This window comes from Aeromicrobium ginsengisoli (assembly GCF_004134905.2).
GTDB lineage: Bacteria > Actinomycetota > Actinomycetes > Propionibacteriales > Nocardioidaceae > Aeromicrobium > Aeromicrobium ginsengisoli.
In genome coordinates this window covers 377,688-402,204 of sequence record NZ_SDPQ02000002.1, presented here as the reverse complement: position 1 = coordinate 402,204, position 24,517 = coordinate 377,688, and the positions used below count along the sequence as shown (strand labels likewise).

Here is a 24,517-nt window from a genome sequence, read left to right as displayed (position 1 = left end):
TGCGAGCGAGCGCCGAAGGCAGGTTGGGGGTCCCCCCACGAGCTCTGCGAGTAGGGGGCGCGATCGCGGCGAAGCCGCCTGATGACGAAACCTCGTGAGATGAAGGCCTGACCTGACCTTCACACGACTCCGTGGGTCAGGACCAGGCCGACGGCGCCGAGTGCTCCGGCCCGACGATCGATCGCGCCCATGCGTACGTCGACGTGACCGTTGACCGGCAGGCAGTGACGACGCAGGTTCTCCTGGATGACCTGCGCGCCTGGCGGGTACGCGCGACTCAGGGCGCCGCCGAGCACGACTGCCTCCGGGTTGAACACGTTGACGAGCGATGCCGTGGCGAGTCCGACCGCTTGGAACGCGCCCTCCATGACGCCGACCGCAGTCGCATCGCCATCTGCCAGCAGCCCGCGGAAGTCGGCCCAGGTGGGTGCCTGCGGATAGCGGCGGCTGACGGAGTCGAGCAGCGCGGGCACCCCCGCAACGGTCTCCAGACATCCGCGGTTGCCACACCGGCACATCAGCCCGTCGGGGTCGATGATGACGTGCCCGACTTCTCCGGCCGCGCCGGTCGACCCGGTCACGATGCGCCGGTCGAGCACGAGGGAACCACCCGTCCCGGAGTGGAGCTTGAGGTAGAGGAACGAGCCGAGGTCGCGCCCGGCACCCCACAGCATCTCGGCATGAGCCGACAGCCGCGAGTCGTTGCCGATGTAGCTGGGGCAGGGCAGGTGCCGGGCCGCGGTCTCGAGCAGGTCGCCGCGCCACCGCAGCTGCAGGCTTCCGCCCAGCGCAACGGCATTGCTTCCGCGCTCGATCGGGGCACCGACCGCGATGCCTGCTCCGACGATCTCGGCCCAGTCCGTCTTCTGCTCAGCGAGCAGGGCATCGATCATCTCCCGGGCGACCTCGAGCGCCTCGTCCTGCTCGACGAACTCCGACAGCGACCGCTCGTCGAATGCCACGACGGAGTGGTCGACAGCCGCGATGAGGGTCCTGATCGAACGGAACCCGATGTCGATCCCCACGACGCGCCCAGCGGCGGGGTTCAGGCTGAGCCGGGACACGGGACGTCCTCGGCCGTGGGCCGGCCCCGGCTCCTCGTTGAGCAGGCCGCCGTCCATGAGGAGCGACACGATCCTCGACAACGTCGTCCGTGACCACCCCAGGGAGTCCATGATCTCGGCGCGTGTCTGGGGCGTCCGGGCCGCCAGATGGTTCATGAGCGCGGTGGCGGGCGTCCGCAGACTCACCGGTTGCTGGGCGATGAACTCGACGCCGACCCGCCGTCGATTCTGCGCCATCAGGTCCCTTTCGACGGCGAATTTCTTGCGGATTTATTTTTGTTCCTTGCTGAACATAAATAGGTCCTGCAAGGTTCTCACTGTGACCGCCCTCACGCAACCTCCTTCCCCCGCAGGCTCTGCGCCCGACCCGCTCTTCACCGGGACGGTGGCGCCCGGGTTCCAGCGGGTCGTCGACGTGGCAGCCAGCAACATCTCCGCCGGGGACGACCTCGGCTTCCAGCTCGCGGTCTGGCACGACGGCAGCTTCGTCGTCGACGTCGCGGCCGGTCACGTCGACCGGGACCGGACCCGCCTGCAGAGCACCCACGACCTGGCCATGACGTTCTCGGTGAGCAAGGGAGTCCTCGGGTTGTGCGTCGCCCTGCTGGTCGAGGACGCGGCACTGGACCTCGACCGCCCCGTGGCCGACTACTGGCCCGAGTTCGGTGCCGCAGGCAAGGAGTCCATCACGGTCGGCTGCCTGCTGAGCCATCGCGCGGGCCTGCCTGCGTTCGAGCGCGTCATGAAGATCGCCGACCTGCTCGACTGGGATCTCTGCGTCAGCACGCTCGCCGCGCAGGCGCCGGTGTGGGAGCCGGGAACGCGCCACGGATACCACCCGATCACGATCGGCTACCTGATCGGCGAGGTCGTCCACCGGATTTCGGGGCTGCTTCCCGGCGAGTTCTTTCGGCAGCGGATCGGCAACCCCCTGAACCTCGACGCCTGGTTCGGGGTCCCCGACGCCGAGCTCGCCCGGGTCCTGCCCCGGCTCCGTCTCGCGCCCGCGTTCGACGACGACGGATGGCGCGAGACCCTGATGGCCTCCGCCCCGACCTTCGCGACCCGAGCCACGACGAACCCCCTCCTCGACGACCTCGACGGACCGGCCATCTGGCAGGCCGACATCCCGGCGGTCTCCTTCGTCAGCAATGCCTCCTCTCTCGCGAGGTGCTATGCCATCGCTCTCGGCGGACCGCAGCAGCTGATCTCTCCCGAGACGCTTCACACGGTGACGTCGCCCGTCCATGACGGACCCGACCACGTCCTGCGCGATCAGGCGTCGAGGTTCGGCGGGATCTTCCAGATGTCGTCCCCGCGTCAGCCGATGCTGGGCCCGACGAGCTTCGGCCATGACGGCTACACCGGCAGCATCGCGTTCGCCGATCCCGACAGCCGGACGGTGGTGGCCTATCTCGGGGGTCGCCCCGAGCTTCGCCCCACACCTCACAGCCGCGTGACGCGCGTCCTGACCGCGATTCGCGAAGCGCTGTGACCACCCGACGTACACCCACCATGTCCCCCCAAGAAGGAGAAAGATGAACATCAAGAAGGCACTCGTCCTGCCCATCACAGGACTGCTGCTCCTCGGAGTCACCACAGGATGCGCGGCATCGTCGGACGGCAAGGCCAAGGCCTCGTCGAACTACACGATCATCGACATCTCCGGGCCGGTCTCAGACCCCTTCTTCGGTTCGTTCAAGCAGGGCAGCGACGCCGCCGCGAAGGACCTCGGCATCGATTACGAGTACACCGCCTCGAAGGACTACACCGACCTCGTGCCCACGTACGAACGCCTGACCCGTGCGGCAATCGGCAAGAAGCCCGACGCCCTCATCATCGGTGACTACTTCCCCGAGACGCTCGAGCCGCTGATCAAGCAGGCCGTGGCCAAGGGCATCCCCGTGTTCGTGACCAACTCCGGACGCGACGCGTGGCAGAAGCTCGGCGCCCTCGGCTTCATCGGCGAGAACCCGACCGCGATGGGCCAGGAGGCCGGCAAGGTCGCCGTCAAGGAGGGCGCGACGAATGCGATCTGCGTCAACCAGATCGCCGGCAACCCGGTCCTGGAGCAACGCTGCAACGGCTTCCTCAAGGAGATCACCGACGCCGGCGGCAAGGGCAAGATCCTCACGATCCCGACCGAGGACGCCAGCAACGAGGAGAAGGTCCGGCAGAGCATCGCCGGAGCGTTGAACGCCAACAAGGACGTCGACAGCGTCCTCACGCTCGGCTCGTCGATCGCCACGGCAGCACTCGCGGCCGCCGACCAGGCCGGCATGGGCGACAAGGTCAAGGTCGGCACGGTCGACATCTCGACGAACGTCCTCGAGTCCGTGAAGTCCGGCAAGCTGCTGTTCGCGCTCGACCAGCAGCCCTACCTCCAGGGCTACTACGGGATCCTCCAGGCGTACCAGTGGCTGGAGTACGGCCTGCGTCCCATCAACGCCATCGACTCGGGCCCGCAGGTCATCACGAAGGACAACGTCGACCGCGTGCTCGCCGTGCAGAAGGCGCACCGCGGCGTCCGGGGAGCGTCCTGATGCAGACGGCCGAGACCATCAGCATCGTGCCCGAGCCCCAGCTCGGCGTACGGCGCAAGCGTCAGCACATCGCCCGGCTCTACCAAGCCACACAACTCGGGGCCATGCTGTCGGCCCTGGCCGTGTTCGCCTTCTTCTCCATCACGGCCGGCGACAAGGGCTTCCTGACGCTGGCTGCCACATCGGGCTGGCTGAACGCGTCCGCGGAGCTCGCGCTCATCGCCATCCCGGTCGGCTTGCTGATGATCGCGGGAGAGTTCGATCTGTCGGTCGGGTCCGTGGTCGGCGCATCGAGCATCACGATGGCACTGGGCGTCACGGTGTACGACCTTCCCGTCCCGCTGGTCTTCCTCATGTGCCTGGCGATCGGCGTGCTGGTCGGGCTGTTCAACGGCATGCTCGTCAACAGCACGGGGCTGCCGTCCTTCATCGTCACGCTGGCTGCCAACTACGTGCTGCTCGGCCTGGCGCTCGGACTGTCCCGTGCCCTGGCCGGCACCAGCACGGTGTCGGTCGACATCACGGGGTTCTGGGGCAACGTCTTCGGCGCGACGTTCGGCGACCTCAACGTCACCGTCGTGTGGTGCCTCGTCCTCGGCCTCATCGCGTACTGGGTGCTGAGCCGCATGAGCATCGGCAGCTGGATCTACGCGACCGGCGGCAATCTCGACGGCGCGATCAAGGCCGGCGTACCGACCCAGAAGGTGCGGCTCGCACTCTTCGTCACGACCGGCGTGGCCGCGGCGATCGTCGGGGCGCTCCAGGCCGCGTTGTTCAACTCCGGCAACGCGGTGCAGGGGCAAGGCTTCGTCTTCCAGGCACCCATCGTGGCCGTCATCGGAGGAGTCCTGCTCGTCGGTGGCTACGGCACCGTCCAAGGCGTCGTCCTGGGCACCATCACGTACGGCATGGTCAACATCGGGCTGTTCTACACCGGGTGGACGACCGACTGGCTGTCCACCTTCATCGGCGGACTGCTGATCGTCGCGGTGCTCGCCAACGACTTCGTCCGCAAGGCGGCGCTGCGGCAGGCGTCCTCGATCCCTGCCAGCGCTCCGAGGACCACCATCAAGAGAAGGGTGCAGGCGTGAACACGACACCAACCATGGAGCTGGAGGACGTCAGCAAGGCGTTCGGCAGCACCCACGCCCTCCAGCACGCGTCGATGGAGCTCCACGCCGGAGAAGTCCACTGCCTGCTCGGTGACAACGGCGCCGGGAAGTCGACGCTGATCAAGGTCATGTCCGGCGTCTACGTGCCGAGCAGCGGCCGTCTCCTCGTGGACGGCGAACCCGTGACGCTGGCCGGCCCGCGCCAGGCGCAGGACCTCGGGATCGCCACGGTGCACCAGGACGTCGGGATGATCCCGCTGATGAGCGTGGCCCGGAACTTCTACCTCGGGCGGGAGCCAAACAAGGGGTGGGGACCGTTCCGCCGGTTCGACGCGGCACGCGCCCGGGCGACCGCACTGGACGAGGTCCACGCCATGGGGATCACCCGCGTGACCGACGCCAACCAGCTCGTGGGCACGCTCTCCGGGGGCGAACGGCAGGCTCTCGGAATCGCCCGCGCGATCCACTTCGGCGCGAAGGTGCTGATCCTCGACGAGCCCACGTCCGCTCTGGGCGTGAAGGAGGCCAGCGTCGTCCTCAAGCAGATCGACTCCGCTCGCAGCCGTGGACTGGCCGTCGTGCTCATCACGCACAACGCCAGCCACGCCTTGTCCATCGGCGACCGCTTCACTGTCCTCATCCAAGGGCAGGTCGCCGACCAGTGGGCGCGGGGTGAACGGACCCGGGACGAGGTGCTCGACCTCATGGCCGGCGGCGAGTCCGTCGAGGACCTGTTCGAGAAGCTCGACTGATCCGTTCACCCCGCTCCGGCACCGAAACCGACGACGAAAGGCACTTCATCATGACGACATCGCGAGCAACCACACGACGAGGACGGCTGTACGCCGTGGGTGCCTTGGTGTCCTTGGGCGATCGTCGGCGCCCAGACGGCGCCGGCGATCGCATCGGACAACAGCGTCGTGCCGATCGGGTCGACGATCGTGACCACGGTCCCGACGGACGCCCTGACACTGCAGCTCAAGCAGATCCTCACCAACTCCAACAAGTACGGCGTCACGACGTGGTGGGACACGACCAAGAACTTCGACGCGCAGTCGGCGAGCCAGTACCTGAGCTTCGGCGGCACCGACGAACCGAGCATCCGACCCTCGGCGGCCGAAGCGGTTGGACTCGCGACCGCACTCCGGTTCGGGTCGTACGACCCGGCGGCCACCGGCGTACCGACCGCCACGGCCACCGCTCAGGTCGTCAAGATCGTGAGCTCGCTCGCCTATCGCCACTACTCCAACTCATCGGGTGGATGGGGCGTCAGCTATGCGCCCGGCACGCCGGGCTCCCCTGGCTGGCAGACCGCGTTGTGGGCGAGCGCGGCAGGCACCTCAGCGTGGCTCATGTGGGACTCGCTCTCGGTGACCGACCAGGGCTATGTCAAGAAGATGGTCGAGTCCGAGGCCAACCGGTTCATCGGATGGACCCCGCCCTACTACCGCAACGCCGCAGGAACAGTGCTGATCCCCGGCGACACCAAGGCCGAGGAGGTGGCATGGGACACCAACATCCTGCAGCTGGCGACCGCGATGATGCCCAACCACGCGAACTACGCCGCGTGGATGGACGAGCGGCTGAAGCTGTCGCTCGCTGCCGTCGCCCGGCCCGACGATCTCAATGCCACCAACGGGAGCAAGGTCATCAACGGCAAGGCGCTGAATGTCTGGCTGACCGGCACCAACGCGTACAACGACGGCACCGTGGTCAACCACGGGATCGTCCACCCGGAGTATCAGACGTTCCCGGCCGTCATCGCGTTCGGCGCGATCGACCAGGCACTGGCCGGCCGGCAGACGCCGTACGCCGACCTGCGCGGGTTCCCGGCGTTCTACAACTCGCTGGTGACGCAGACCTGGACTCCCGGACCGAAGCCGAGCCAGTACAACGTCGACTCCAGCGTGACCCACGCGATCAACGCCCCCGGCGGCGTGACGTATGCCGGTACCGCGACCGGCGCGACCGACTTCAGCGACATCTACTACCCGATGGGCAACGACTGGGGCCCGGCCAACCGTGGGAACTTCATGTTCATGGACGTCGTGGCGACGACCATCCCGTCGTTCTACGGCGCTCTGGACGCCGGGCTGACCCAGGGCGGGAGCTATTGGGCGCCCATCCACGCCCAGAAGGTCCTCAACCAGCAGGCCCGATTCGCCGACGGTCACACGTACCTGAGCACCGCGGAGAACAGCTACGCCGGTCGCGAGGAGATGGTCGCGCAGTACGCGGGCTATGCCTACCTCGCGCGACTGCTCAAGGCCAACGGCAGGTTCTCGATCACCAACGGCACGCTCTGAGGTCCGGGCTGTGAGACGTGTGACCTGCATCATCTCGACATGCAGGCACACGTCTCGCATCATGAGATCTGCTCATGAGCGTCCTCATCGCACCTAGTTTGAGGTCCGGAGCACGCACGGTAGCGTGCCCTGACCCGAGGCAGGACGATGACGATCACCCGCAGGAACCTGATGGCCGGAGCCGCGATCGCGGCGAGCGTAGCGATGCTGACCGCCTGCGCACCGTCCTCCTCCGACGACAGCTCGACATCGGCCGGCAAGAAGTCGACGCTGTCGCTCGTGGCCTACTCCGTGCCCAAGGCTGCGGACGGCGCCCTCGAGAAGGCGTTCTCCAAGACCGATCCCGGCAAGGGCGTCACCTGGAAGCAGTCCTACGGCGCCTCGGGTGACCAGAGCCGCGCCGTCGTCGGCGGCCTCAAGGCCGACGTCGTGCACTTCTCGCTGACGCCCGACGTCACCCGCCTCGTCGACGAGGGCCTCGTCGACAAGTCGTGGGACCAGAACGACCACAAGGGCATCCTCTCGACATCGGTCGTCGCGATCGTCGTCCGCAAGGGCAACCCCAAGCACATCGAGTCGTTCGCCGATCTGGCCAAGCCCGGCGTCGGCATCGTGACGCCCAACCCGGGCTCGTCGGGCTCGGCGCGCTGGAACATCCTCGCGGCGTACCAGTCGGTCATCGCCAACGGCGGCAGCGAGGCGGACGCCAAGGCGTACCTCAAGAAGCTGTTCGCGAACGTCAAGGCGCTGCCCGGCAGCGGCCGCGACGCGACGACGGCGTTCCAGGGCGGCACGGGCGACGTGCTGCTGTCGTACGAGAACGAGGCGATCTTCGCGCGGCAGAGCGGTGAGGACGTCGACTACGTCGTCCCGAAGCAGAACCTGCTGATCGAGAACCCCGCCGCCGTCACGACGAAGGCAGCACCCGCGGCGACCAAGTTCCTCGACTTCGCGATCAGCGCCGAGGGCCAGGGCATCTTCGCGCAGTACGGCTTCCGGCCGGTCGCGTCCGTCCAGGGCGTCGACGTCGGCACGGTCAAGGGCGCCAACGACCCCGCCAACCCGTTCCCGAAGATCGACGAGCTGTTCACGATCGACAAGACCTTCGGTGGTTGGTCGGCCGTCAACGACAAGTTCTTCGACGAGAAGAACGGCATCATCACCAAGATCATCGCGGAGTCCGGCAAGTCGTGACGACCGAGATCCAGCCTGCTCCGGGCGCGACGCGCAAGCGTCGCGTCCGGAGTGCCACGTCTCTGACGCGATCCTCGGGCATCGGCCTGGGGCTCGCGGTGACGTGGTTCAGCCTGCTCGTCCTGATCCCGCTCGCGCTGGTCGTCATCCAGTCGGCGGACGGCGGCTGGCAGACGTTCCGCGACACCCTGACCAACTCGCAGACCGCGGCGGCGCTGCGCCTGACCGTGACGCAGGCGCTCATCGTGACGCTCGTCAACGTCGTCTTCGGCACGCTCATCGCGTGGGTCCTCGTGCGCGACCACTTCTGGGGCAAGCGGATCCTCGAGGTCATCATCGACATCCCGTTCGCGCTGCCGACGATCGTGGCGGGGCTCGTGCTGCTGAGCCTCTACGGGCCTGACAGCCCGATCGGGATCAACGTCGCCAACACCGAGCGATCGGTATTCCTCGCGCTGCTGTTCGTGACGCTCCCGTTTGTCGTACGTACCGTCGAGCCGGTCCTGCTGGAGCTCGATCCCGAGGTCGAGGAGGCTGCGGCGTCGCTCGGCGCCAGCCGATTCACCACGCTGCGCCGCATCCTGCTGCCGGCCCTCGCGCCCGCGATCACGGCCGGCGCCGCCCTGTCGTTCGCCCGCGGCATCAGCGAGTACGGCTCGCTGGTCCTGCTCTCGGGCAACCTGCCCAACAAGACCGAGGTCGCGTCGGTCCGCATCCTGACCTACATCGAGAACGGCAACGAGGCCGCTGCGGCGTCCGTCGCAGTGCTGCTGCTCGGCGTCGCCCTGATCGCGATCATCCTGCTGCAGGTCCTCACGAGCGTGGTGTCCAAGCGTGCCTAGCCGCATACGACAGCCCAAGACCGCCGGGACGTACGTCCGCCGGGGGCTGGTCATCACCTACCTGTTCCTCCTCGTCGCGTGGCCCGTGTCGCTCGTCGTGAAGCACACGTTCGACGGCGGCCTCGACAACCTGCAGACCGCACTGTCGGACCCCGATGTCGTGTTCGCGCTGCAGCTCACGGTGTACGTCGCGGTGTGGGCCGTCGTCATCAATACGGTCTTCGGCGTCGGCGTCTCGCTCCTTCTGGTGCGCTACAACTTCCCGGGCCGCGGCATCCTGTCGGCACTGATCGACCTGCCGCTGTCGGTGTCGCCGATCGTCGTGGGCCTCGCGCTGCTCCTGACGTACGGCAGCACCAACGGACTGCTGGGACCGAGCCTCAAGGACGCCGGCATCCAGGTCGCGTTCGCTCCGCTCGGCATCATCCTCGCGACGGCGTTCGTCAGTCTCCCCCTCGTCATTCGCGAGCTCGTCCCGGTGCTCCACGAGATCGGCACCGACCAGGAGCAGGCAGCGCGGAGCCTCGGCGCCGGTCCGTGGCAGACGTTCCGCCGCATCACGCTGCCGTCGGTCAAGTGGGCGCTGGTCTACGGCGTCGTGCTGAGCCTCGCCCGGTCGCTCGGCGAGTTCGGCGCCGTCAAGATCATGTCGGGCAACATCGCCGGCCAGACGCAGACCGCCACGCTGAGCGTGGAGGAGAAGTACCAGGACTTCCAGCAGGGCACGGCGTACGCCACGAGCTTCCTGCTCGCACTGATCGCGGTCGCGGCGCTCGTCGTCGTCTCCGTGCTCCGACCGAAGGAGAGCCCCGATGGGGATTGAGATCCGCGGCATCAACAAGTTCTTCGGCGACTTCGTCGCCCTGGAGGACATCAACCTCAGCATCCCCAGCGGACAGCTCACGGCTCTGCTCGGGCCGAGCGGCGGCGGGAAGTCGACGCTGCTGCGCATCATCGCGGGACTCGAGTCGTCCGACAGCGGGACCGTCGAGATCGAGGGCGTCGACACCACGAACGTCCCGGCGCAGAAGCGCAACGTCGGGTTCGTGTTCCAGCACTACGCGGCGTTCAAGCACATGACCGTCGCCAAGAACATCGCGTTCGGCCTCGAGATCCGCAAACGTCCCAAGCAGGAGGTCAAGGACCGCGTCCAGGAGCTGCTCAAGCTCGTGCACCTCGAGCAGTGGTCCGACCGGTTGCCGTCGCAGCTCTCCGGCGGTCAGCGTCAGCGCATGGCGCTGGCCCGCGCCCTGGCGATCGAGCCCAGCGTGCTGCTGCTCGACGAGCCGTTCGGCGCGCTCGACGCCAAGGTCCGCAAGGAGCTGCGCGACTGGCTGCGCCGCCTTCACGACGAGGTGCATGTGACGACGGTCTTCGTGACGCACGACCAGGAGGAGGCGCTCGAGGTCTCCGACAGCCTCGTCGTGATCAACGAGGGCCGCATCGAGCAGATCGGCTCCCCCGACGACCTGTACGACCGGCCGGCCAGCGACTTCGTGCTGTCGTTCCTCGGCCCGGTCACCCGGCTCGGCGACCACCTCATCCGGCCGCACGACATCGAGATCTCGCGCTACGAGCAGGCGGCTACCGCCACCGGCAAGATCAGCCGGTGGACGCGGGTCGGCTTCGAGATCCGTCTCGAGGTGACGCCCGACGACACGCTCCACCCCGACCCGATCCAGGTCGTGGTGACCCGCGCCGAGGCGACCGCGCTCGGTCTGCACGACGGTGACCAGGTGTGGCTTCGGCCCCAGGCCGGGGTCGAGCCCGTCAGGGGTTGACGGAGCGGCGCTGCGCTGCCACGCCACAGGCGAAGATCACGACACCGGCGATCGCCAGGCCGGCTCCCACGAGGCTCGAGGCGCGGTAGCCGTATCCCGCGGCGATCGCGACGGAGCCGAGCCAGGCGCCCAGGCCGTTGGCGATGTTGAGCGCTGAGTGGTTGAGTGCCGCGCCGAGCATCTGCGCATCACCGGCGGCGTGCATCAGACGTACCTGCAGGTTGATCGCCACGATCGAGCTGATCATCGCCACCGTGAAGACCAGGATCATGGCGGGCAGGACGTGCGGCGCCGCGAAGAAGAACGCGACGAGCGCGACCGCCGTGGCCACGAAGCCGTAGAGGATCGAGCGCTCGACGTTCCAGTCCGCGAGGACGCCCGCGGCCCACGAGCCGAGGACCGAGCCGATGCCGAACGCCAGGGCGAACCACGGGATCCACGACTCGGACTGGTCGGCGACCTTCGTGACGAGCGGCGCGATGTAGCTGTACATCGCGAACAGGCCGCCGAAGCCGACCATGCCGGCCGAGACCGCGTAGAGCACCTGTGGACGCTTCAGAGCGGCGAGCTCACCGCGCAGCGAGGCGTCGACGTTGGCCGGCGAGTGCGGCACGAACGCGAAGATCATGAGTGCCGTGGCGATCGTGATCGCGAGGACGACCCAGTAGGCGCTGCGCCACCCGAGGTGCTGGCCGAGGGCCGTGCTTGCCGGCACGCCGACGACGGTCGCGACGGACAGGCCGAGCATGACCGAGCTGACGGCCCGGCCCTTGTACTCCGGGCGTACGAGCGAGGCGGCGATGAGGGACGCGACGCCGAAGTAGGCGCCGTGCGGCAGGCCGGCCACGAAGCGGGCGAGCATGACGGGCAGGTAGCCGCTGGCCATCGCGGTGATGGCGTTGCCCACGCCGAGGGCCAGGATCAGGCCGATCGCCAGCTCCCGCTTGGGCAGCCGGGCGCCCAGCGACACGATGATCGGGGCACCGACGACGACCCCGAAGGCGTACGCCGTGATGATGTGGCCGGTCGTCGCGTTGGACCTGTGGATGCCGTCCGCGATCTCCTCGAGCAGGCCCATCGTCATGAACTCGGTCGTGCCGATCGCGAATCCGCCGAGGGCAAGCGCCAGCAGCGCCAGGGACACGTGCTTGGTGCGGGTCCTGGTCGCGGGCGTCGTCTCGAGGGTGCTCACCACACGTACAAGTCTCCCAGCGGGTCCGGTTGTTCCACGAATCGAGACCGTGTGCGTCCCCTCACGCCGTTCTGTGGGCGGCGACTGCCACGCTGTCGGTATGCGGGAGATCTCCGACGCCGAGCGGCGCGCACGACTGGGCCGGCGCCACGCACTCGCGACCGAACATCGCGTGGAGACGGTCGACGACGCGGCACGGGCCGTGGTCGCCCTGCACGGCACCGATCCCGCCACGACCGTGCTGTCCGCACTTGCCCGCACGCGCGATGCGTCGCCGGCCGATGTCGAGTATGCGCTCTACGACGACCGCAGCCTGGTGCGCGTCCTGTCGATGCGGCGCACGGTGTTCGCAGTCGCCCGAGAGGTCGCCAACACATGCCTGGCCGGTGCCTCCGACGTCGTCGCCGCTGAGCAGCGCAGGCTGCTGCGCAAGGCCCTCGCCGAGGCCGGGATCACCGGCGACCTCGACGCATGGGTCACACGTGCCGAGCTGGCGGCGCTGACGGCGATCGCGGCGGCCGGCGAGGCCACGAGCACCGAGATTTCAGAGGCCGACCCGCTCCTCGCGACACGGGTGCAGATCGGCAGCGGCAAGTTCGTGGCCACGCCGACCGTTGCGAGCCGGCTCATGACGTTGCTCTCGGCCGAGGGCAGCGTCGTCCGTACGAAACCGCGGGGCACGTGGACGTCGACGCAGTTCCGGTGGGCCACCATGGCGTCGTGGTGCGATCTCGGCGAACGACCTGACGCCACCACGGCCGCCACCGAGCTCGCCCGGCTGTGGTTCGGGGCCTATGGTCCGGCGACGCTCGACGACCTGCAGTGGTGGACCGGCTGGACCAAGACCCGCACGCGCGCGGCCGTGGCGCCGCTGGAGATCGTCGAGGTCGAGCTCGAGGGCCGGCCCGGACTCGTCCTGGCCGACGACGTCGATCCGGTCGAGGCACCCGATCCGTGGGTCGCGCTGCTGCCCGCCCTCGATCCTTCGGCGATGGGCTGGAAGCACCGCGACTTCGTGCTGGGCCCACATCGCGAGCGCCTCTTCGACATCAACGGCAACGCCGGCCCGACCGTGTGGGCCGACGGCCGCATCGTCGGAGGCTGGGCGCAGCTCGACGACGGCACGGTGGCGTTCAGCCTGCTCCAGGACATCGGCACCGAGGCGACCGCCGCCGTGGAGCAGGCCGCGGCCGATCTCACGACCACACTCGGCGACGTACGCCTCAAGGCCCGAGCCCGCGGCTGGACCATCGTCGAGAAGGACCTCAGGGCTTGACGGCGTCGCGGATCAGACCGCGAATCTCCTCGGCCACCGCCTCGAGCGGCTCCGGGCTCCGCTGGCTGCGCGCCATCACGACCGCACCTTCGAGGCTGCCGACGATGAGCCACGCGAGTCGCTCGGCTCGTGGCCGCGACACACCGTCCTGGACCAGCACCGTCACGAGCAGCCCCTGCCACCGCTTGAACACCGCCGTCGCGGGACCGGCCGTCGCAGTGTCCTCCGTCGCGACGGCCAGGACCGGGCAGCTGGCTTCGTAGTCGCTCGTGATCATGAACTCGCGCCAGTTGGCGATGAACGCGTCGAGGACGGCCAGCGCTCCACCGTCGGCCGCCTTGTCCAGCAGCTTCTCCAGCCGGCCCGAGACCCAGCCGACGGCCTCCGCGACCAGCTGCTCCTTGCCGCCCGGGAAGTAGTGGTAGGTCGAGCCGAGCGGTGCGCCGGTGAACTTCGCCAGCTCGCGGACGCTCGTCGCACCGACGCCGCGCTCGCTGATCAGCTGCGCCACTCCGGCGACCATCTTCGTGCGGGGGTCGAGGGGCATGGCCCCAGCATAGCGCGTTGACTATGACAGTCGTCATAGTCTAGCGTCGGCGCTATGACGAACGTTATAGAGCACCAGCTGTGGGACTCCTTCACCTTCCCGGCCGACGACGGCTACGAGCTGCACGGTCGCTGGTTCGAGCCGAACGGCGACGCGCGCGGCGTCGTCCTGATCGTCCCGGCGATGGCGACCACCGCGGCCTACTACGCAACATTCGCCTCGTGGCTGCGCGACCGCGGCTTCGCGGTCATGACGTTCGACTACCGCGGCTACGGCGAGTCACTGGACGGCCCGATGCGTGAGGTCACGAGCGACCTCGTGCGCTGGGCCCACGACGCCCGCGACGCGCTCGACCATGCGCACGTACGCGCAGAAGGCCTGCCCGTCACCTGGCTCGGCCACAGCCTCGGCGGCCAGGTCCTACCGTTCGCCGACCATGGCAAGGCCGACCGTGCCATCAGCGTCGCATCGGGCACCGGCTACTGGCGGCACAACACCGCGAGCGCCCGGCGCAAGGCACCACTGCTGTGGAAGGTCATCGCTCCGGCCGCGATCGCGGTGGCGGGCTACTTCCCCGGCAAGCGGCTGGGCATCCTCGGCGATCTCCCGCCCAACGTCATGCGCCAGTGGGGTCGTTGGTGCATGCAGCCGGACTACCTGCTCGCCGAGCTGCCCGAGATGCGTGAGCAGTTCGCCGCAGTGCAGATCCCGATGGCGTCGGTGTCGTTCACCGACGACGAGCTGATGTCGGCGACCAGCATCAGCACGCTCGACGCCCTCTACACCGCAGTCGACACGACGCACATGCGCTACACCCCACAGCAGCTGGGCGTCGACCGCATGGGCCACTTCGGCTTCTTCCGGCACAACCAGGTCGACCTGTGGGACGAGCTGATCCTGCCGCACCTCGCCGAACGGCGTACGACCTAGCCCAGGATGCCGAGAACCTCGGAGAACGTCGTCGACGGGCGCATGACCTGCTTGACCTTGGCGTCGTCGGGCCGGAAGTAGCCGCCGATGTCGGCCGGCGATCCCTGCACCGCGAGCAGCTCGTCGTTGATCTTCTGCTCGTTGGCCGCCAACGAGCCGGCGACCTCGGCGAACGCGGCCGCGAGGTCGGCGTCCTCGGTCTGCGCCGCGAGCTCCTGCGCCCAGTAGAGCGCCAGGTAGAAGTGGCTGCCGCGGTTGTCGATCTCGCCGACCTTGCGGCTCGGCGACTTGTTCTCGTTGAGGAACGTGCCGGTCGCCCGGTCGAGGGTGTCGGCGAGGATCTGCGCCCGGGCGTTGCCGGTCGTCGTCGCCATGTGCTCGAAGCTCGACGCCAGCGCGAGGAACTCGCCGAGGCTGTCCCAGCGCAGGTGGTTCTCCTTGACGAGCTGCTGCACGTGCTTGGGCGCCGAGCCGCCGGCGCCGGTCTCGAACAGCCCGCCGCCGTTGATCAGCGGGACGATCGACAGCATCTTGGCGCTCGTGCCGAGCTCGAGGATCGGGAAAAGGTCGGTGTTGTAGTCGCGCAGCACGTTGCCGGTCACCGAGATCGTGTCCTCGCCGCGGCGAATGCGGTCGATCGAGAACTGCGTGGCCTCGGCCGGCGCCATGATCTCGATCTGGAGGCCGTCGGTGTCGTGCTCGGGCAGGTAGGCCTCGACCTTGGCGATCAGGTTGGCGTCGTGCGCGCGGCTCGGGTCGAGCCAGAACACGGCGGGGGTCTGCGAGGCACGGGCACGCGTCACGGCGAGCTTGACCCAGTCGCGGATCGGCACGTCCTTGGTCTGGCAGGCGCGCCAGATGTCCCCGGCCTCCACCGCGTGCTCGAGCACGACGGTGCCGGCCTGGTTGACGACCTCGACGGTGCCTGCGCGGTCGATCTCGAACGTCTTGTCGTGGCTGCCGTACTCCTCGGCCGCCTGCGCCATGAGTCCCACGTTGGGGACCGAGCCCATCGTCGTCGGGTCGTACGCGCCGTTGGCCCGGCAGTCGTCGATCACGGTCTGGTAGACCCCGGCGTACGAGCTGTCGGGGATCACCGCGAGCGTGTCGGCCTCGTTGCCGTCGGGGCCCCACATGTGGCCCGACGTACGGATCATGGCCGGCATCGACGCGTCGACGATGACGTCGCTCGGGACGTGCAGGTTGGTGATGCCCTTGTCGGAGTCGACCATCGCGAGGGCGGGGCCCTCGGCGATGCCCTGCTCGATCGCGGCCTTGATCTCGGCGCCGTTGGGCAGCGCGTCGAGACCGGCGAGGATCGAGCCGAGCCCGTTGCTGGGGCTCAGGCCGGCCGCAGCGAGGTCGGCGCCGTACGTCTCGAAGACGTCGGGCAGGAACGCCTTGACGACGTGCCCGAAGATGATCGGGTCGGACACCTTCATCATGGTCGCCTTGAGGTGCACCGAGAACAGCACACCCTCGTCCTTGGCGCGCTGGACCTGCGCCGTGAGGAACTCGTCGAGCGCGGCTGCGCGCATCACGGTGGAGTCGACGACCTCGCCGGCCAGCACCGGGACCGCGTCCTTGAGGACCGTCGTCGTGCCGTCCTCGCCGACCAGCCGGATGCTCAGCGTGTCGTCGGACTCGATGACGACGGACTTCTCGTTGGAGCGGAAGTCGTCGGCGCCCATCGTGGCGACGTTGGTCTTCGAGTCGCTGCTCCAGGCGCCCATCGAGTGCGGGTGCGCCTTGGCGAAGTTCTTGACCGAGGCGGGCGCACGGCGGTCGGAGTTGCCCTCGCGGAGGACGGGGTTGACCGCGCTGCCCTTGACCTTGTCGTAGCGGGCGCGGACGTCCTTGTCCTCGTCGGTCTGCGGATTGTCGGGGTAGTCCGGCAGCGCGTAGCCCTGGCTCTGCAGCTCGGCGACCGCGGCCTTGAGCTGCGGGATCGAGGCGCTGATGTTGGGCAGCTTGATGATGTTGGCCTCGGGCGTCTTCGCCAGGTCGCCCAGCTCGGCGAGTGCGTCGCCGATCTGCTGCTCGGGCGTCAACCGGTCGCCGAACAGCGCGATGATGCGGCCCGCCAGGGAGATGTCCCGGGTCTCGACCTCGACGCCGGCCGTGGAGGCGTACGCCTCGATGACGGGGAGGAACGAGTAGGTGGCCAACAGCGGCGCCTCGTCGGTGTGGGTGTAGATGATCTTGGCCATGAGTACGACGACTCCTACGTGTGGATCAAAGATTGTTTGACATCAAGATATCTCACCGACACTGACGCCTCCAGCGTCCCCCAGTCGCGGCCGCCGGCGCCCTACCCTGTGAGGCAGGTCACACATACCTCAGGAGGCCCACGATGGCAGCACCCACCACTTCCCACAAGCTGGGCGCCGAGGCGCTCGGCACGTTCTGGCTCGTGCTCGGCGGCGTCGGCACGGCGGTCCTGGCCGGCAACGAGGGCGGCGTCGGCACGCTCGGCATCGCCCTGGCGTTCGGCCTGACGGTCCTGACCGCCGCGTACGCGTTCGGTCCCATCTCCGGCGGGCACTTCAACCCCGCGGTGACGGTCGGCCTCGCGACGGCGAAGCGGTTCGACTGGAAGGACGCACCCGGATACTTCGCGGCGCAGCTCGCCGGAGCGACGATCGCCGGCGCTGTCCTGTTCGTCATCGCCCATGGCGCCGACGGCTTCGACGCGACGGCAAGCGGCTTCGGAGCCAACGGCTACGGCGACCACTCCCCCGGCGGCTACAGCCTGCTGGCGGTCATCATCACCGAGATCGTGCTGACGGCGTTCTTCCTCTACGTGATCTTCGGCGCGACGGCCAAGCGCGCGGCGGTCGGCTTCTCCGGCCTGGCGATCGGCCTGGCCCTGACACTGATCCACCTGATCTCGATCCCGGTCGACGGCACCTCGGTCAACCCGGCCCGCTCGTTGGGCGTCGCCTGGTTCGCCGGTGGCGACCACCTCGCGCAGGTCTGGGTGTTCATCCTCGCGCCGGTCATCGGCGCCGCGATCGCCGGCGTCACGCACGCCATGATCGTCGGCGAGGACACCGACTGACACTCGGACATGACGCAGGGCCCGGGACGTCAGCGTCCCGGGCCCTGCGTCGTCGGTGTCAGGCGACGTCGTAGCGGTCCAGGTCCATGACCTTGGACCATGCAGCGACGAAGTCGTGCACGAACTTGCCCTGGGCATCGTCGCTCGCGTAGACCTCGGCGATCGCACGCAGCTCGGAGTTCGAGCCGAAGACCAGGTCGGCCCGGCTGCCCGTCCAGGTGACGGCGCCCGAGGCGTCGCGCGCCTCGTACGTCGACGAGTCGGCAGCCGACGCCGTCCACGTCGTGCCGAGATCGAGCAGGTTGACGAAGAAGTCGTTCGTCAGGGTTCCCGGCTGGTCGGTGAGCACGCCCGTCGACGAGTTGTCGTAGTTGGTGTCGAGGACCCGGAGGCCACCCACCAGCACGGTCAGCTCGGGCGCGCTCAGGTTGAGCAGGTTCGCCTTGTCGATCAGCAAGAACTCCGCCGGCAGGCGGTTGCCCTTGCCGTAGTAGTTGCGGAACCCGTCGGCGGCCGGCTCGAGCGCCGCGAACGACTCGACGTCGGTCTGCTCCTGCGTCGCGTCGCTACGTCCCGGCGTGAACGGCACCTCGATGTCGTGACCGGCAGCCTTGGCCGCCTGCTCGATCGCCGCCGCGCCGCCCAGCACGATGACGTCGGCCAGCGAGACGCCCTTGCCGAACGCCTGCTGGACGCCCTCGAGCGTACGCAGCACCGCTGCGAGCTGGTCGGGGTTGTTGACCTCCCAGCCGTTCTGCGGCTCGAGGCGGATGCGCGCGCCGTTGGCGCCGCCGCGCTTGTCGCTGATGCGGAACGAGGACGCCGAGGCCCACGCGGTCGACACGAGCTGCGACACCGTCAGGCCGGACGCGAGGATCTGCGCCTTGAGCTCGGCGATGTCAGTGGCCGAGAGCGGCTCGCCCGTCGCAGCGGGGAGCGGGTCCTGCCACAGCAGCTCCTCCTGCGGCACCAGAGGGCCGAGGTAGCGCTGGATCGGTCCCATGTCGCGGTGCGTCAGCTTGTACCAAGCGCGCGCGAACGCGTCGGCGAGCTGGTCCGGGTTCTCGAGGAAGCGGCGCGAGATCGGCTCGTAGATCGGGTCGAACCGCAGCGCGAGATCGGACGTCAGCATCGTTGGGGGGCGCGACAGCGTGCCGTCCTGCGGATCGGGCACCGTGTTGGCCGCGGCGCCGCCCTTGGGCTGCCACTGGTGGGCGCCCGCGGGGCTCTTGGTCAGCTCCCACTCGTGCGCGAACAGCGTCTCGAAGAACGAGTTGTCCCACGTCGTCGGCGTCGCGGTCCAGGTGACCTCGAGGCCGCTGGTGATGACGTCGCGACCCTTGCCGGTGCCGAACGACTGCTTCCAACCGAGTCCCTGCTCCTCGATCGGTGCGCCTTCGGGCTCGGGGCCGACGTACTGGTCAGGGTCGCCCGCGCCATGGGTCTTGCCGAACGTGTGGCCGCCGGCGATCAGCGCCACGGTCTCCTCGTCGTTCATGGCCATGCGGCCGAACGTCTCGCGGATGTCGCGAGCCGAGCCCAGCGGGTCCGGGACGCCCTCGGGACCTTCGGGGTTGACGTAGATCAGGCCCATCTGGACCGCGGCGAGCGGGCTCTCGAGCTCGCGGTCACCGGTGTAGCGCTGCTCGCCACCCTTGTCGCCACCGAGCCACTCGTCCTCGGGGCCCCAGTAGACGTCCTCGTCGGGCTCCCAGACGTCGGGACGGCCGCCGGCGAAGCCGAAGGTCTTGAAGCCCATCGTCTCGAGCGCGACGTTGCCGGTCAGGATCATCAGGTCGGCCCACGAGATCGCGGCGCCGTACTTCTTCTTGATCGGCCACAGGAGGCGGCGAGCCTTGTCGAGGTTGCCGTTGTCGGGCCAGCTGTTGAGCGGGGCGAAGCGCTGCATGCCGGCTCCGGCGCCGCCACGGCCGTCCCGGATGCGGTAGGTGCCCGCGCTGTGCCAGGCCATGCGGATGAAGAACGGTCCGTAGTGACCGAAGTCGGCCGGCCACCAGTCCTGCGAGTCCGTCATGAGCGCCGCGAGGTCGCTGCGTACGGCGTCGAGGTCGAGGGCGTTGAACGCCTCGGCGTAGTCGAAGTCGTCGTCCATGGGGTTGGCGACGTCGGTGTGCTTGCGCAGGATCTTGAGGTTGAGCTGGTTGGGCCACCACTCCTGGTTGGCCGAGCCCTCAGTCGGGTGGACCCGTCCGCCGTGGGAGACGGGGCACTGCCCCTGGCCCTCGTTCTCCTCGTCGTTCATGTCGCCGACGACGGCGTTGTGGTCGTTGCTTTCAGGCATGGGGTTCCTCCCGGATCAAGATGGATGATTCATGAGCAGGTGTGGCGGCGCAGTCAGGGCAGGTGCCCCAGTACGTCACCTCGGCCTCGTCGATCGAGAAGCCGTGGTCGTTGGATGCCGTCAGGCAGGGTGCGCTGCCGTGGGCGCAGTCGACGTCGGCGATCGCACCGCACGAGCGGCACACGACGTGATGGTGGTTGTCGCCGACGCGGAGCTCGAACCTCGCCGGAGAACCCGCCGGCTCGATGCGGCGTACGAGCCCGACGGCCGTGAACGCCTTGAGGACGTCGTAGATCGCCTGGGTCGAGACCGTGCCGAGCTCGGCTCGCGCGGCGTCGGCGATCGAGTCGACGTCAGCGTGAGGCTGCCGACCGAGAGCGTCGATGACCGCGAGCCGCGGCCGCGTCACCCGCAGACCGGCTTCGCGCAGCTGCGCGACGGGGTCCGTGAGCGTGGGCATGCCGCCATGCAATCACCTTTTCTGGAATCATTCAAGAATGTGCTCGTGAACGTCTCGTGAACGCAGGGTCGGGTGGGTCGCCTCCGGTGCGGGTGCGCTAGTTTCGAAAGGAACCCCAGCCTCAAGGAGCACCTCTCGTGAGCACTACCCCCGTCAAGGTCGCCGTCACCGGCGCCGCCGGTCAGATCGGCTACAGCCTCCTCTTCCGTCTCGCCAGCGGATCCCTGCTCGGCCCCGACACCCCGATCCAGCTGCAGCTGCTCGAGATCACGCCCGCGCTCAAGGCGCTCGAGGGCGTCGTCATGGAGCTCGACGACTGCGCCTTCCCGACCCTCGCCGGCGTCGAGATCGGCGACGACGCCGAGAAGATCTTCGACGGCGTCAACCTCGCCCTGCTGGTCGGCGCGCGTCCCCGCGGCCCCGGCATGGAGCGCGGCGACCTGCTCGAGGCCAACGGCGCGATCTTCACGGCGCAGGGCAAGGCCCTCAACGCCGTCGCCGCCGACGACGTACGCATCGGTGTCACCGGCAACCCGGCCAACACCAACGCCCTCATCGCGATGTCCAACGCGCCCGACATCCCCCAGGAGCGCTTCAGCGCCCTGACCCGCCTCGACCACAACCGGGCGATCGCGCAGCTCGCTGCCAAGACCGGCACGTCGGTCGCCGACATCAAGAAGATCACGATCTGGGGCAACCACTCGGCGACCCAGTACCCCGACATCTTCCACGCCGAGATCGCCGGCAAGAACGCCGCCGAGACCGTGGGCGACCAGGCCTGGATCGAGAACGACTTCATCCCGACCGTCGCCAAGCGTGGCGCCGCGATCATCGAGGCGCGCGGCTCCTCGTCCGCCGCATCCGCTGCGTCGGCCACGATCGACGCCGCCCGCGACTGGCTGCACGGCACCCCCGAGGGTGACTGGGCGTCGATGGCGGTCGTCTCCGACGGTTCGTACGACGTCCCCGAGGGCCTGATCTACTCGTTCCCCGTCACGACCAAGGGCGGCGACTGGGAGATCGTCCAGGGCCTCGAGATCGACGAGTTCTCGCGCGGCCGCATGGACGCCACCGCCGCCGAGCTCATCGAGGAGCGCGACGCGGTCAAGGAGCTCGGCCTCATCTGAGCCGACGCCCGACCCGAGATCTGGATCGAGGTGCACCACCCCGGACGAGGGGCTGGTGCACCTCGATCCATTTCTGGGTGCGTCAGGTGGGCTGGCCCGGGATGACGACGGCGAGCACGACGAGAGCGACGCCGAGGGTCGACATCCAGAACACGTCGAACGCCTTGCCGCGTACGCGCAGCATGCCCGTGTGGTCGATCGGGACGACGACCCGTGCAAGTGCGCCCACGACGAACGCGGCGCCGATCACGATGACGCCGACGCGCCACGGGCCGGCGACGACGATCACGAGTCCGGCGAGCACCGCCAGCAGGTGCAGCAGGTAGAGCTGCGAGCCGCGGCTCCGCGGGCCGATCACGGGTGGAGTCGCTCCGCGGTCTCCACGACGTTGGCCAGCAGCATCGCGCGGGTCATGGGCCCCACACCGCCGGGGTTGGGCGAGATCCAGCCCGCCACCTCGTACGCCTTGGGGTCGACGTCGCCGACGATGCCGTTGTCGTCGCGGCTCACCCCGACGTCGAGCAGCGCGGCGCCGGGCTTGACCATGTCGGCCGAGATGATGCCGGGCACGCCGGCGGCAGCGATGACGATGTCGGCCCGCTGGACCTCGGCGGCGAGGTCACGCGTGCCGGTGTGGCACAGCGTGACGGTGGCGTTCTCGCTGCGCCGGGTCAGCAGCAGCCCCATCGGCCGGCCGACCGTGATGCCACGGCCCACGACGACGACATGCTGGCCGGCGATCGGCACGTCGTGGCGGCGCAGGAGCTCGATGATGCCCCGCGGCGTGCATGGGAGCGGCGCTTCCTTGCCCAGCACGAGCCAGCCGAGGTTGGTCGGGTGGAGGCCGTCGGCGTCCTTGGCTGGATCGATGCGGCCGATCACGGCGTTCTCGTCGAGACCCTTGGGAAGCGGCAGCTGAACGATGTAGCCCGTGCACGCCGGATCGGCGTTGAGCTCGTCGACGGCGGCCTCGACCTCGGCCTGCGTCGCGGTCTCGGGCAGGTCGATGCGCAGCGACTCGATGCCGACCTGGGCGCAGTCGCGGTGCTTGCCTGCGACGTACCACTGGCTGCCGGGATCGTTGCCGACGAGGATCGTCCCGAGGCCGGCGGTGATGCCTCGCTCGCGGAGCGCGTCCACGCGTACGCGGAGCTCGTCCTTGATCGCGGCCGCAACCGCCTTGCCGTCGAGAATCTGCGCTGTCACGGCACGAGTCTTTCACGACGACGCCCGGCCGGGGTGGACCGGGCGCCCCCTTAGACTCCGTGCATGACCAGCCGCGCACAGCTGTCGCAGGAGCGCAGTCGCCTGCGCCGCGACGAGCTGCTGGCCGCCGCGATCGAGCTGTTCGCCGAGGGCGGCTCCCGCGCCATCACGCACCGAGCGGTGGCCGCCCGTGCGGGTCTGCCGTCGGCGACCACGACGTACTACTTCGAGTCCATCGGCGATCTCATCCGCGAGGCGCTCGGCGCCCACATCGACCAGTGGTCGCGCGACCTCGAGGCTCTGGCCGCCGTCGACGTTGGCGCAGACGTCAGCATCGACGACGCCTCGCACCTCATCTCCCGGGTCTTCGCCGTGCGCGGGCCCGAGGTCGCCGCCCTCGAGCTCGCGATCTTCCTTGCCGCCGCCCGGGTGCCGGAGCTCCGCGACAACGCCGCCCGGTCGATGCGGGCGTTCGAGGACCTCGCGACGAGTCTCCTGGCCCGGGTCGGCATCCACGAGCCGGGCGCGCTCTCCGCCTCGATCGTCACACTCATCACGGGCACCGCCGTGCGTCGGCAGTCCGGCCTCTACACCGAGGACGACGAGGCCCGGTTGCTCGTCTCGGGGATCCGCGGACTCGTCGCCGCCCACGCGATCGGGCCGGAAGGTGTCGACCGTACGCTCGCCGACCTGCGCAAGGCCCAGCAGTGACGGTTCGTCTCGGGTCGCTCGAGCTCGAGCCGGCTCAGGACGAGCTGCTCGCTCCTCCGGTCGCCGCCGCCCTCGCCGCGCTGCCAACGGTCGCCGCGCACGCACACACCGTCGCGATCGACCCCGAGCTGGCCGAGACGGCCGCACTGACGGAGCAGTTCGACCTGGACGCCGACATGTCGGCCAACTGTGTCATCGTGCTCGGCAAGCGTGGCGGGGAGTTGCGCCCGGCGGCCTGCGTGATCCTGTCGAGCACCCGCGCGGACGTCAACGGCCTCGTGCGCCGCACGATCGACACCCGCAAATGCTCGTTCGCACCGCAGGACTGGGCGGTCGGCGAGACCGGCATGGAACACGGCGGCATCACTCCCGTGGGCGTGCCGGAGAGCTGGCCGATCCTCGTCGACCAAGCCGTCATCGAGCAGCCCTGGGTGCTGCTCGGCAGCGGCCTGCGCCGGTCCAAGCTGGCGCTGCCCGGAGCGTCGTTGGCGGAGCTGCCGGGTGCCCAGGTGCTAGGAGGCCTCGGACTGCATTGAGCTGACGGGTTCCCGGCTCGAACGAGCGCGGCGCCCACGGATCCACGCAACCGCGAGTATGACGATCCCGGCCGTCAGGCTGATGAGCGCGAGCAACCCGAACAAGGCGATGAACACTTCTTTTCCGCTGCCATCCGCGTGGCTGACGGAGTAGAGCTTGATCCTCGGCCCGTCAATCGGGACCACGAACAGCGCGACCGTCACAGCCAGCCACAGCACGACCCCGGCACGCCTTGTCATGCGATCACGGTAGCGGGCGCTGCACACGCGCCCTTCCGCAGCGGTCTTCATGCGTCGCCGCGGGAACACCAGCAAGCCTTCAGCCTT

The 24,517-nt window shown here is 68.9% G+C and carries 24 protein-coding genes; 15 read left to right on the top strand and 9 right to left on the bottom strand.

The window, feature by feature from the left end; all coding sequences use genetic code 11:
* Positions 1–119: 119 nt before the first annotated feature.
* The gene (locus tag ESP70_RS08795) at positions 120–1,301 is read right to left on the bottom strand and encodes an ROK family transcriptional regulator (protein WP_149688916.1); all 1,182 of its coding nucleotides are present in this window, start codon (positions 1,299–1,301) and stop codon (positions 120–122) included.
* Between the two features lie 82 nt (positions 1,302–1,383).
* Between ESP70_RS08795 and ESP70_RS08790 the strand changes: the two genes are divergently transcribed.
* The 9 genes from ESP70_RS08790 (at position 1,384) to ESP70_RS08750 (ending at position 10,842) form a co-directional block, all read left to right on the top strand.
* Entirely contained in the window at positions 1,384–2,559 is a 1,176-nt protein-coding gene (locus ESP70_RS08790) for a serine hydrolase domain-containing protein (RefSeq protein WP_188110564.1), read from the top strand.
* A gap of 43 nt (positions 2,560–2,602) precedes the next feature.
* Positions 2,603–3,607 (top strand): sugar ABC transporter substrate-binding protein, encoded by a 1,005-nt coding sequence (locus ESP70_RS08785; protein ID WP_149688914.1) that lies wholly within the window; start codon positions 2,603–2,605, stop codon positions 3,605–3,607.
* The gene (locus ESP70_RS08780; protein WP_149688913.1) at positions 3,607–4,698 is read left to right on the top strand and encodes an ABC transporter permease; all 1,092 of its coding nucleotides are present in this window, start codon (positions 3,607–3,609) and stop codon (positions 4,696–4,698) included. The genes ESP70_RS08785 and ESP70_RS08780 overlap by 1 nt, the downstream gene beginning before the upstream one ends.
* Entirely contained in the window at positions 4,695–5,471 is a 777-nt protein-coding gene (locus ESP70_RS08775) for an ATP-binding cassette domain-containing protein (RefSeq protein ID WP_246161977.1), read from the top strand. The genes ESP70_RS08780 and ESP70_RS08775 overlap by 4 nt, the downstream gene beginning before the upstream one ends.
* A gap of 99 nt (positions 5,472–5,570) precedes the next feature.
* The gene (locus tag ESP70_RS08770) at positions 5,571–7,025 is read left to right on the top strand and encodes a hypothetical protein (RefSeq protein WP_149688912.1); all 1,455 of its coding nucleotides are present in this window, start codon (positions 5,571–5,573) and stop codon (positions 7,023–7,025) included.
* Positions 7,026–7,172: 147 nt separating this feature from the next.
* Positions 7,173–8,219 (top strand): sulfate ABC transporter substrate-binding protein, encoded by a 1,047-nt coding sequence (locus ESP70_RS08765; protein ID WP_223148670.1) that lies wholly within the window; start codon positions 7,173–7,175, stop codon positions 8,217–8,219.
* On the top strand, positions 8,216–9,061 hold the full coding sequence (gene cysT, locus ESP70_RS08760; protein WP_246161976.1) for a sulfate ABC transporter permease subunit CysT: 846 nt from the start codon (positions 8,216–8,218) through the stop codon (positions 9,059–9,061). Before ESP70_RS08765 ends, cysT begins: the two co-directional genes overlap by 4 nt.
* Positions 9,054–9,884, top strand: coding sequence for a sulfate ABC transporter permease (locus ESP70_RS08755; RefSeq protein ID WP_149688911.1), 831 nt, complete (start codon positions 9,054–9,056; stop codon positions 9,882–9,884). The genes cysT and ESP70_RS08755 overlap by 8 nt, the downstream gene beginning before the upstream one ends.
* Entirely contained in the window at positions 9,874–10,842 is a 969-nt protein-coding gene (locus ESP70_RS08750; RefSeq protein ID WP_149688910.1) for a sulfate/molybdate ABC transporter ATP-binding protein, read from the top strand. Before ESP70_RS08755 ends, ESP70_RS08750 begins: the two co-directional genes overlap by 11 nt.
* On the opposite strand, the gene ESP70_RS08745 is transcribed toward ESP70_RS08750, so the two are convergent.
* Positions 10,832–12,037, bottom strand: coding sequence for an MFS transporter (locus tag ESP70_RS08745; RefSeq protein WP_246161975.1), 1,206 nt, complete (start codon positions 12,035–12,037; stop codon positions 10,832–10,834). The two genes, ESP70_RS08750 and ESP70_RS08745, sit on opposite strands and share 11 nt — an antisense overlap.
* A 97-nt stretch (positions 12,038–12,134) precedes the next feature.
* On the opposite strand from ESP70_RS08745, the gene ESP70_RS08740 reads away from it, so the two are divergent.
* Positions 12,135–13,310, top strand: coding sequence for a winged helix DNA-binding domain-containing protein (locus ESP70_RS08740; protein ID WP_188110563.1), 1,176 nt, complete (start codon positions 12,135–12,137; stop codon positions 13,308–13,310).
* On the opposite strand, the gene ESP70_RS08735 is transcribed toward ESP70_RS08740, so the two are convergent.
* The gene (locus ESP70_RS08735; RefSeq protein ID WP_149688909.1) at positions 13,300–13,857 is read right to left on the bottom strand and encodes a TetR/AcrR family transcriptional regulator; all 558 of its coding nucleotides are present in this window, start codon (positions 13,855–13,857) and stop codon (positions 13,300–13,302) included. The genes ESP70_RS08740 and ESP70_RS08735 overlap by 11 nt on opposite strands.
* 54 nt (positions 13,858–13,911) lie before the next feature.
* Here ESP70_RS08735 and ESP70_RS08730 point away from each other — a divergent pair, with 54 nt between their 5' ends.
* Positions 13,912–14,787 carry an alpha/beta hydrolase family protein gene (locus ESP70_RS08730; RefSeq protein ID WP_149688908.1) on the top strand — a complete coding sequence of 292 codons (876 nt, stop codon included), beginning with the start codon at positions 13,912–13,914 and terminating at the stop codon, positions 14,785–14,787.
* Here ESP70_RS08730 and ESP70_RS08725 read toward each other — a convergent pair.
* Entirely contained in the window at positions 14,784–16,997 is a 2,214-nt protein-coding gene (locus tag ESP70_RS08725; protein WP_149688907.1) for an NADP-dependent isocitrate dehydrogenase, read from the bottom strand. The two genes, ESP70_RS08730 and ESP70_RS08725, sit on opposite strands and share 4 nt — an antisense overlap.
* A gap of 143 nt (positions 16,998–17,140) precedes the next feature.
* On the opposite strand from ESP70_RS08725, the gene aqpZ reads away from it, so the two are divergent.
* A complete protein-coding gene (gene aqpZ / locus ESP70_RS08720; RefSeq protein ID WP_149688906.1) occupies positions 17,141–17,848 on the top strand; it encodes an aquaporin Z in 708 nt (235 codons plus the stop codon).
* Positions 17,849–17,906: 58 nt separating this feature from the next.
* Here the strand turns inward: aqpZ and katG are convergent, their stop codons facing one another.
* Together katG and ESP70_RS08710 are read right to left on the bottom strand one after the other, a co-directional pair.
* Entirely contained in the window at positions 17,907–20,150 is a 2,244-nt protein-coding gene (gene katG, locus ESP70_RS08715) for a catalase/peroxidase HPI (RefSeq protein WP_246161974.1), read from the bottom strand.
* Positions 20,143–20,610 carry a Fur family transcriptional regulator gene (locus ESP70_RS08710; RefSeq protein WP_149688905.1) on the bottom strand — a complete coding sequence of 156 codons (468 nt, stop codon included), beginning with the start codon at positions 20,608–20,610 and terminating at the stop codon, positions 20,143–20,145. The genes katG and ESP70_RS08710 overlap by 8 nt, the downstream gene beginning before the upstream one ends.
* A 137-nt stretch (positions 20,611–20,747) precedes the next feature.
* On the opposite strand from ESP70_RS08710, the gene ESP70_RS08705 reads away from it, so the two are divergent.
* On the top strand, positions 20,748–21,737 hold the full coding sequence (locus ESP70_RS08705) for a malate dehydrogenase (protein ID WP_149688904.1): 990 nt from the start codon (positions 20,748–20,750) through the stop codon (positions 21,735–21,737).
* An 82-nt stretch (positions 21,738–21,819) separates the two neighbouring features.
* Here the strand turns inward: ESP70_RS08705 and ESP70_RS08700 are convergent, their stop codons facing one another.
* Positions 21,820–22,095, bottom strand: a complete 276-nt coding sequence (locus ESP70_RS08700) for a DUF3017 domain-containing protein (protein ID WP_188110562.1) — start codon at positions 22,093–22,095, stop codon at positions 21,820–21,822.
* Positions 22,092–22,943, bottom strand: coding sequence for a bifunctional methylenetetrahydrofolate dehydrogenase/methenyltetrahydrofolate cyclohydrolase (locus ESP70_RS08695; protein ID WP_149688902.1), 852 nt, complete (start codon positions 22,941–22,943; stop codon positions 22,092–22,094). The genes ESP70_RS08700 and ESP70_RS08695 overlap by 4 nt, the downstream gene beginning before the upstream one ends.
* 63 nt (positions 22,944–23,006) lie before the next feature.
* On the opposite strand from ESP70_RS08695, the gene ESP70_RS08690 reads away from it, so the two are divergent.
* The gene (locus ESP70_RS08690) at positions 23,007–23,654 is read left to right on the top strand and encodes a TetR/AcrR family transcriptional regulator (protein ID WP_149688901.1); all 648 of its coding nucleotides are present in this window, start codon (positions 23,007–23,009) and stop codon (positions 23,652–23,654) included.
* Complete coding sequence (locus tag ESP70_RS08685) at positions 23,651–24,190, top strand: YbaK/EbsC family protein (protein WP_149688900.1); 540 nt, start codon at positions 23,651–23,653, stop codon at positions 24,188–24,190. The genes ESP70_RS08690 and ESP70_RS08685 overlap by 4 nt, the downstream gene beginning before the upstream one ends.
* Here ESP70_RS08685 and ESP70_RS08680 read toward each other — a convergent pair.
* A complete protein-coding gene (locus tag ESP70_RS08680; protein WP_149688899.1) occupies positions 24,167–24,505 on the bottom strand; it encodes a hypothetical protein in 339 nt (112 codons plus the stop codon). The two genes, ESP70_RS08685 and ESP70_RS08680, sit on opposite strands and share 24 nt — an antisense overlap.
* Between the last annotated feature and the right edge of the window lie 12 nt (positions 24,506–24,517).

What these genes read in the sequence shown, in the direction of transcription:
- ESP70_RS08795 (WP_149688916.1), bottom strand. Translation starts at nt 1,301, where the DNA reads ATGGCGCAGAATCGACGGCGGGTCGGCGTCGAGTTCATCGCCCAGCAA.
- ESP70_RS08785 (WP_149688914.1), top strand. Translation starts at nt 2,603, where the DNA reads ATGAACATCAAGAAGGCACTCGTCCTGCCCATCACAGGACTGCTGCTC.
- ESP70_RS08780 (WP_149688913.1), top strand. Translation starts at nt 3,607, where the DNA reads ATGCAGACGGCCGAGACCATCAGCATCGTGCCCGAGCCCCAGCTCGGC.
- ESP70_RS08765 (WP_223148670.1), top strand. Translation starts at nt 7,173, where the DNA reads ATGACGATCACCCGCAGGAACCTGATGGCCGGAGCCGCGATCGCGGCG.
- ESP70_RS08750 (WP_149688910.1), top strand. Translation starts at nt 9,874, where the DNA reads ATGGGGATTGAGATCCGCGGCATCAACAAGTTCTTCGGCGACTTCGTC.
- ESP70_RS08740 (WP_188110563.1), top strand. Translation starts at nt 12,135, where the DNA reads ATGCGGGAGATCTCCGACGCCGAGCGGCGCGCACGACTGGGCCGGCGC.
- ESP70_RS08735 (WP_149688909.1), bottom strand. Translation starts at nt 13,857, where the DNA reads ATGCCCCTCGACCCCCGCACGAAGATGGTCGCCGGAGTGGCGCAGCTG.
- ESP70_RS08730 (WP_149688908.1), top strand. Translation starts at nt 13,912, where the DNA reads ATGACGAACGTTATAGAGCACCAGCTGTGGGACTCCTTCACCTTCCCG.
- ESP70_RS08725 (WP_149688907.1), bottom strand. Translation starts at nt 16,997, where the DNA reads ATGGCCAAGATCATCTACACCCACACCGACGAGGCGCCGCTGTTGGCC.
- aqpZ (WP_149688906.1), top strand. Translation starts at nt 17,141, where the DNA reads ATGGCAGCACCCACCACTTCCCACAAGCTGGGCGCCGAGGCGCTCGGC.
- katG (WP_246161974.1), bottom strand. Translation starts at nt 20,150, where the DNA reads ATGCCTGAAAGCAACGACCACAACGCCGTCGTCGGCGACATGAACGAC.
- ESP70_RS08710 (WP_149688905.1), bottom strand. Translation starts at nt 20,610, where the DNA reads ATGCCCACGCTCACGGACCCCGTCGCGCAGCTGCGCGAAGCCGGTCTG.
- ESP70_RS08690 (WP_149688901.1), top strand. Translation starts at nt 23,007, where the DNA reads ATGACCAGCCGCGCACAGCTGTCGCAGGAGCGCAGTCGCCTGCGCCGC.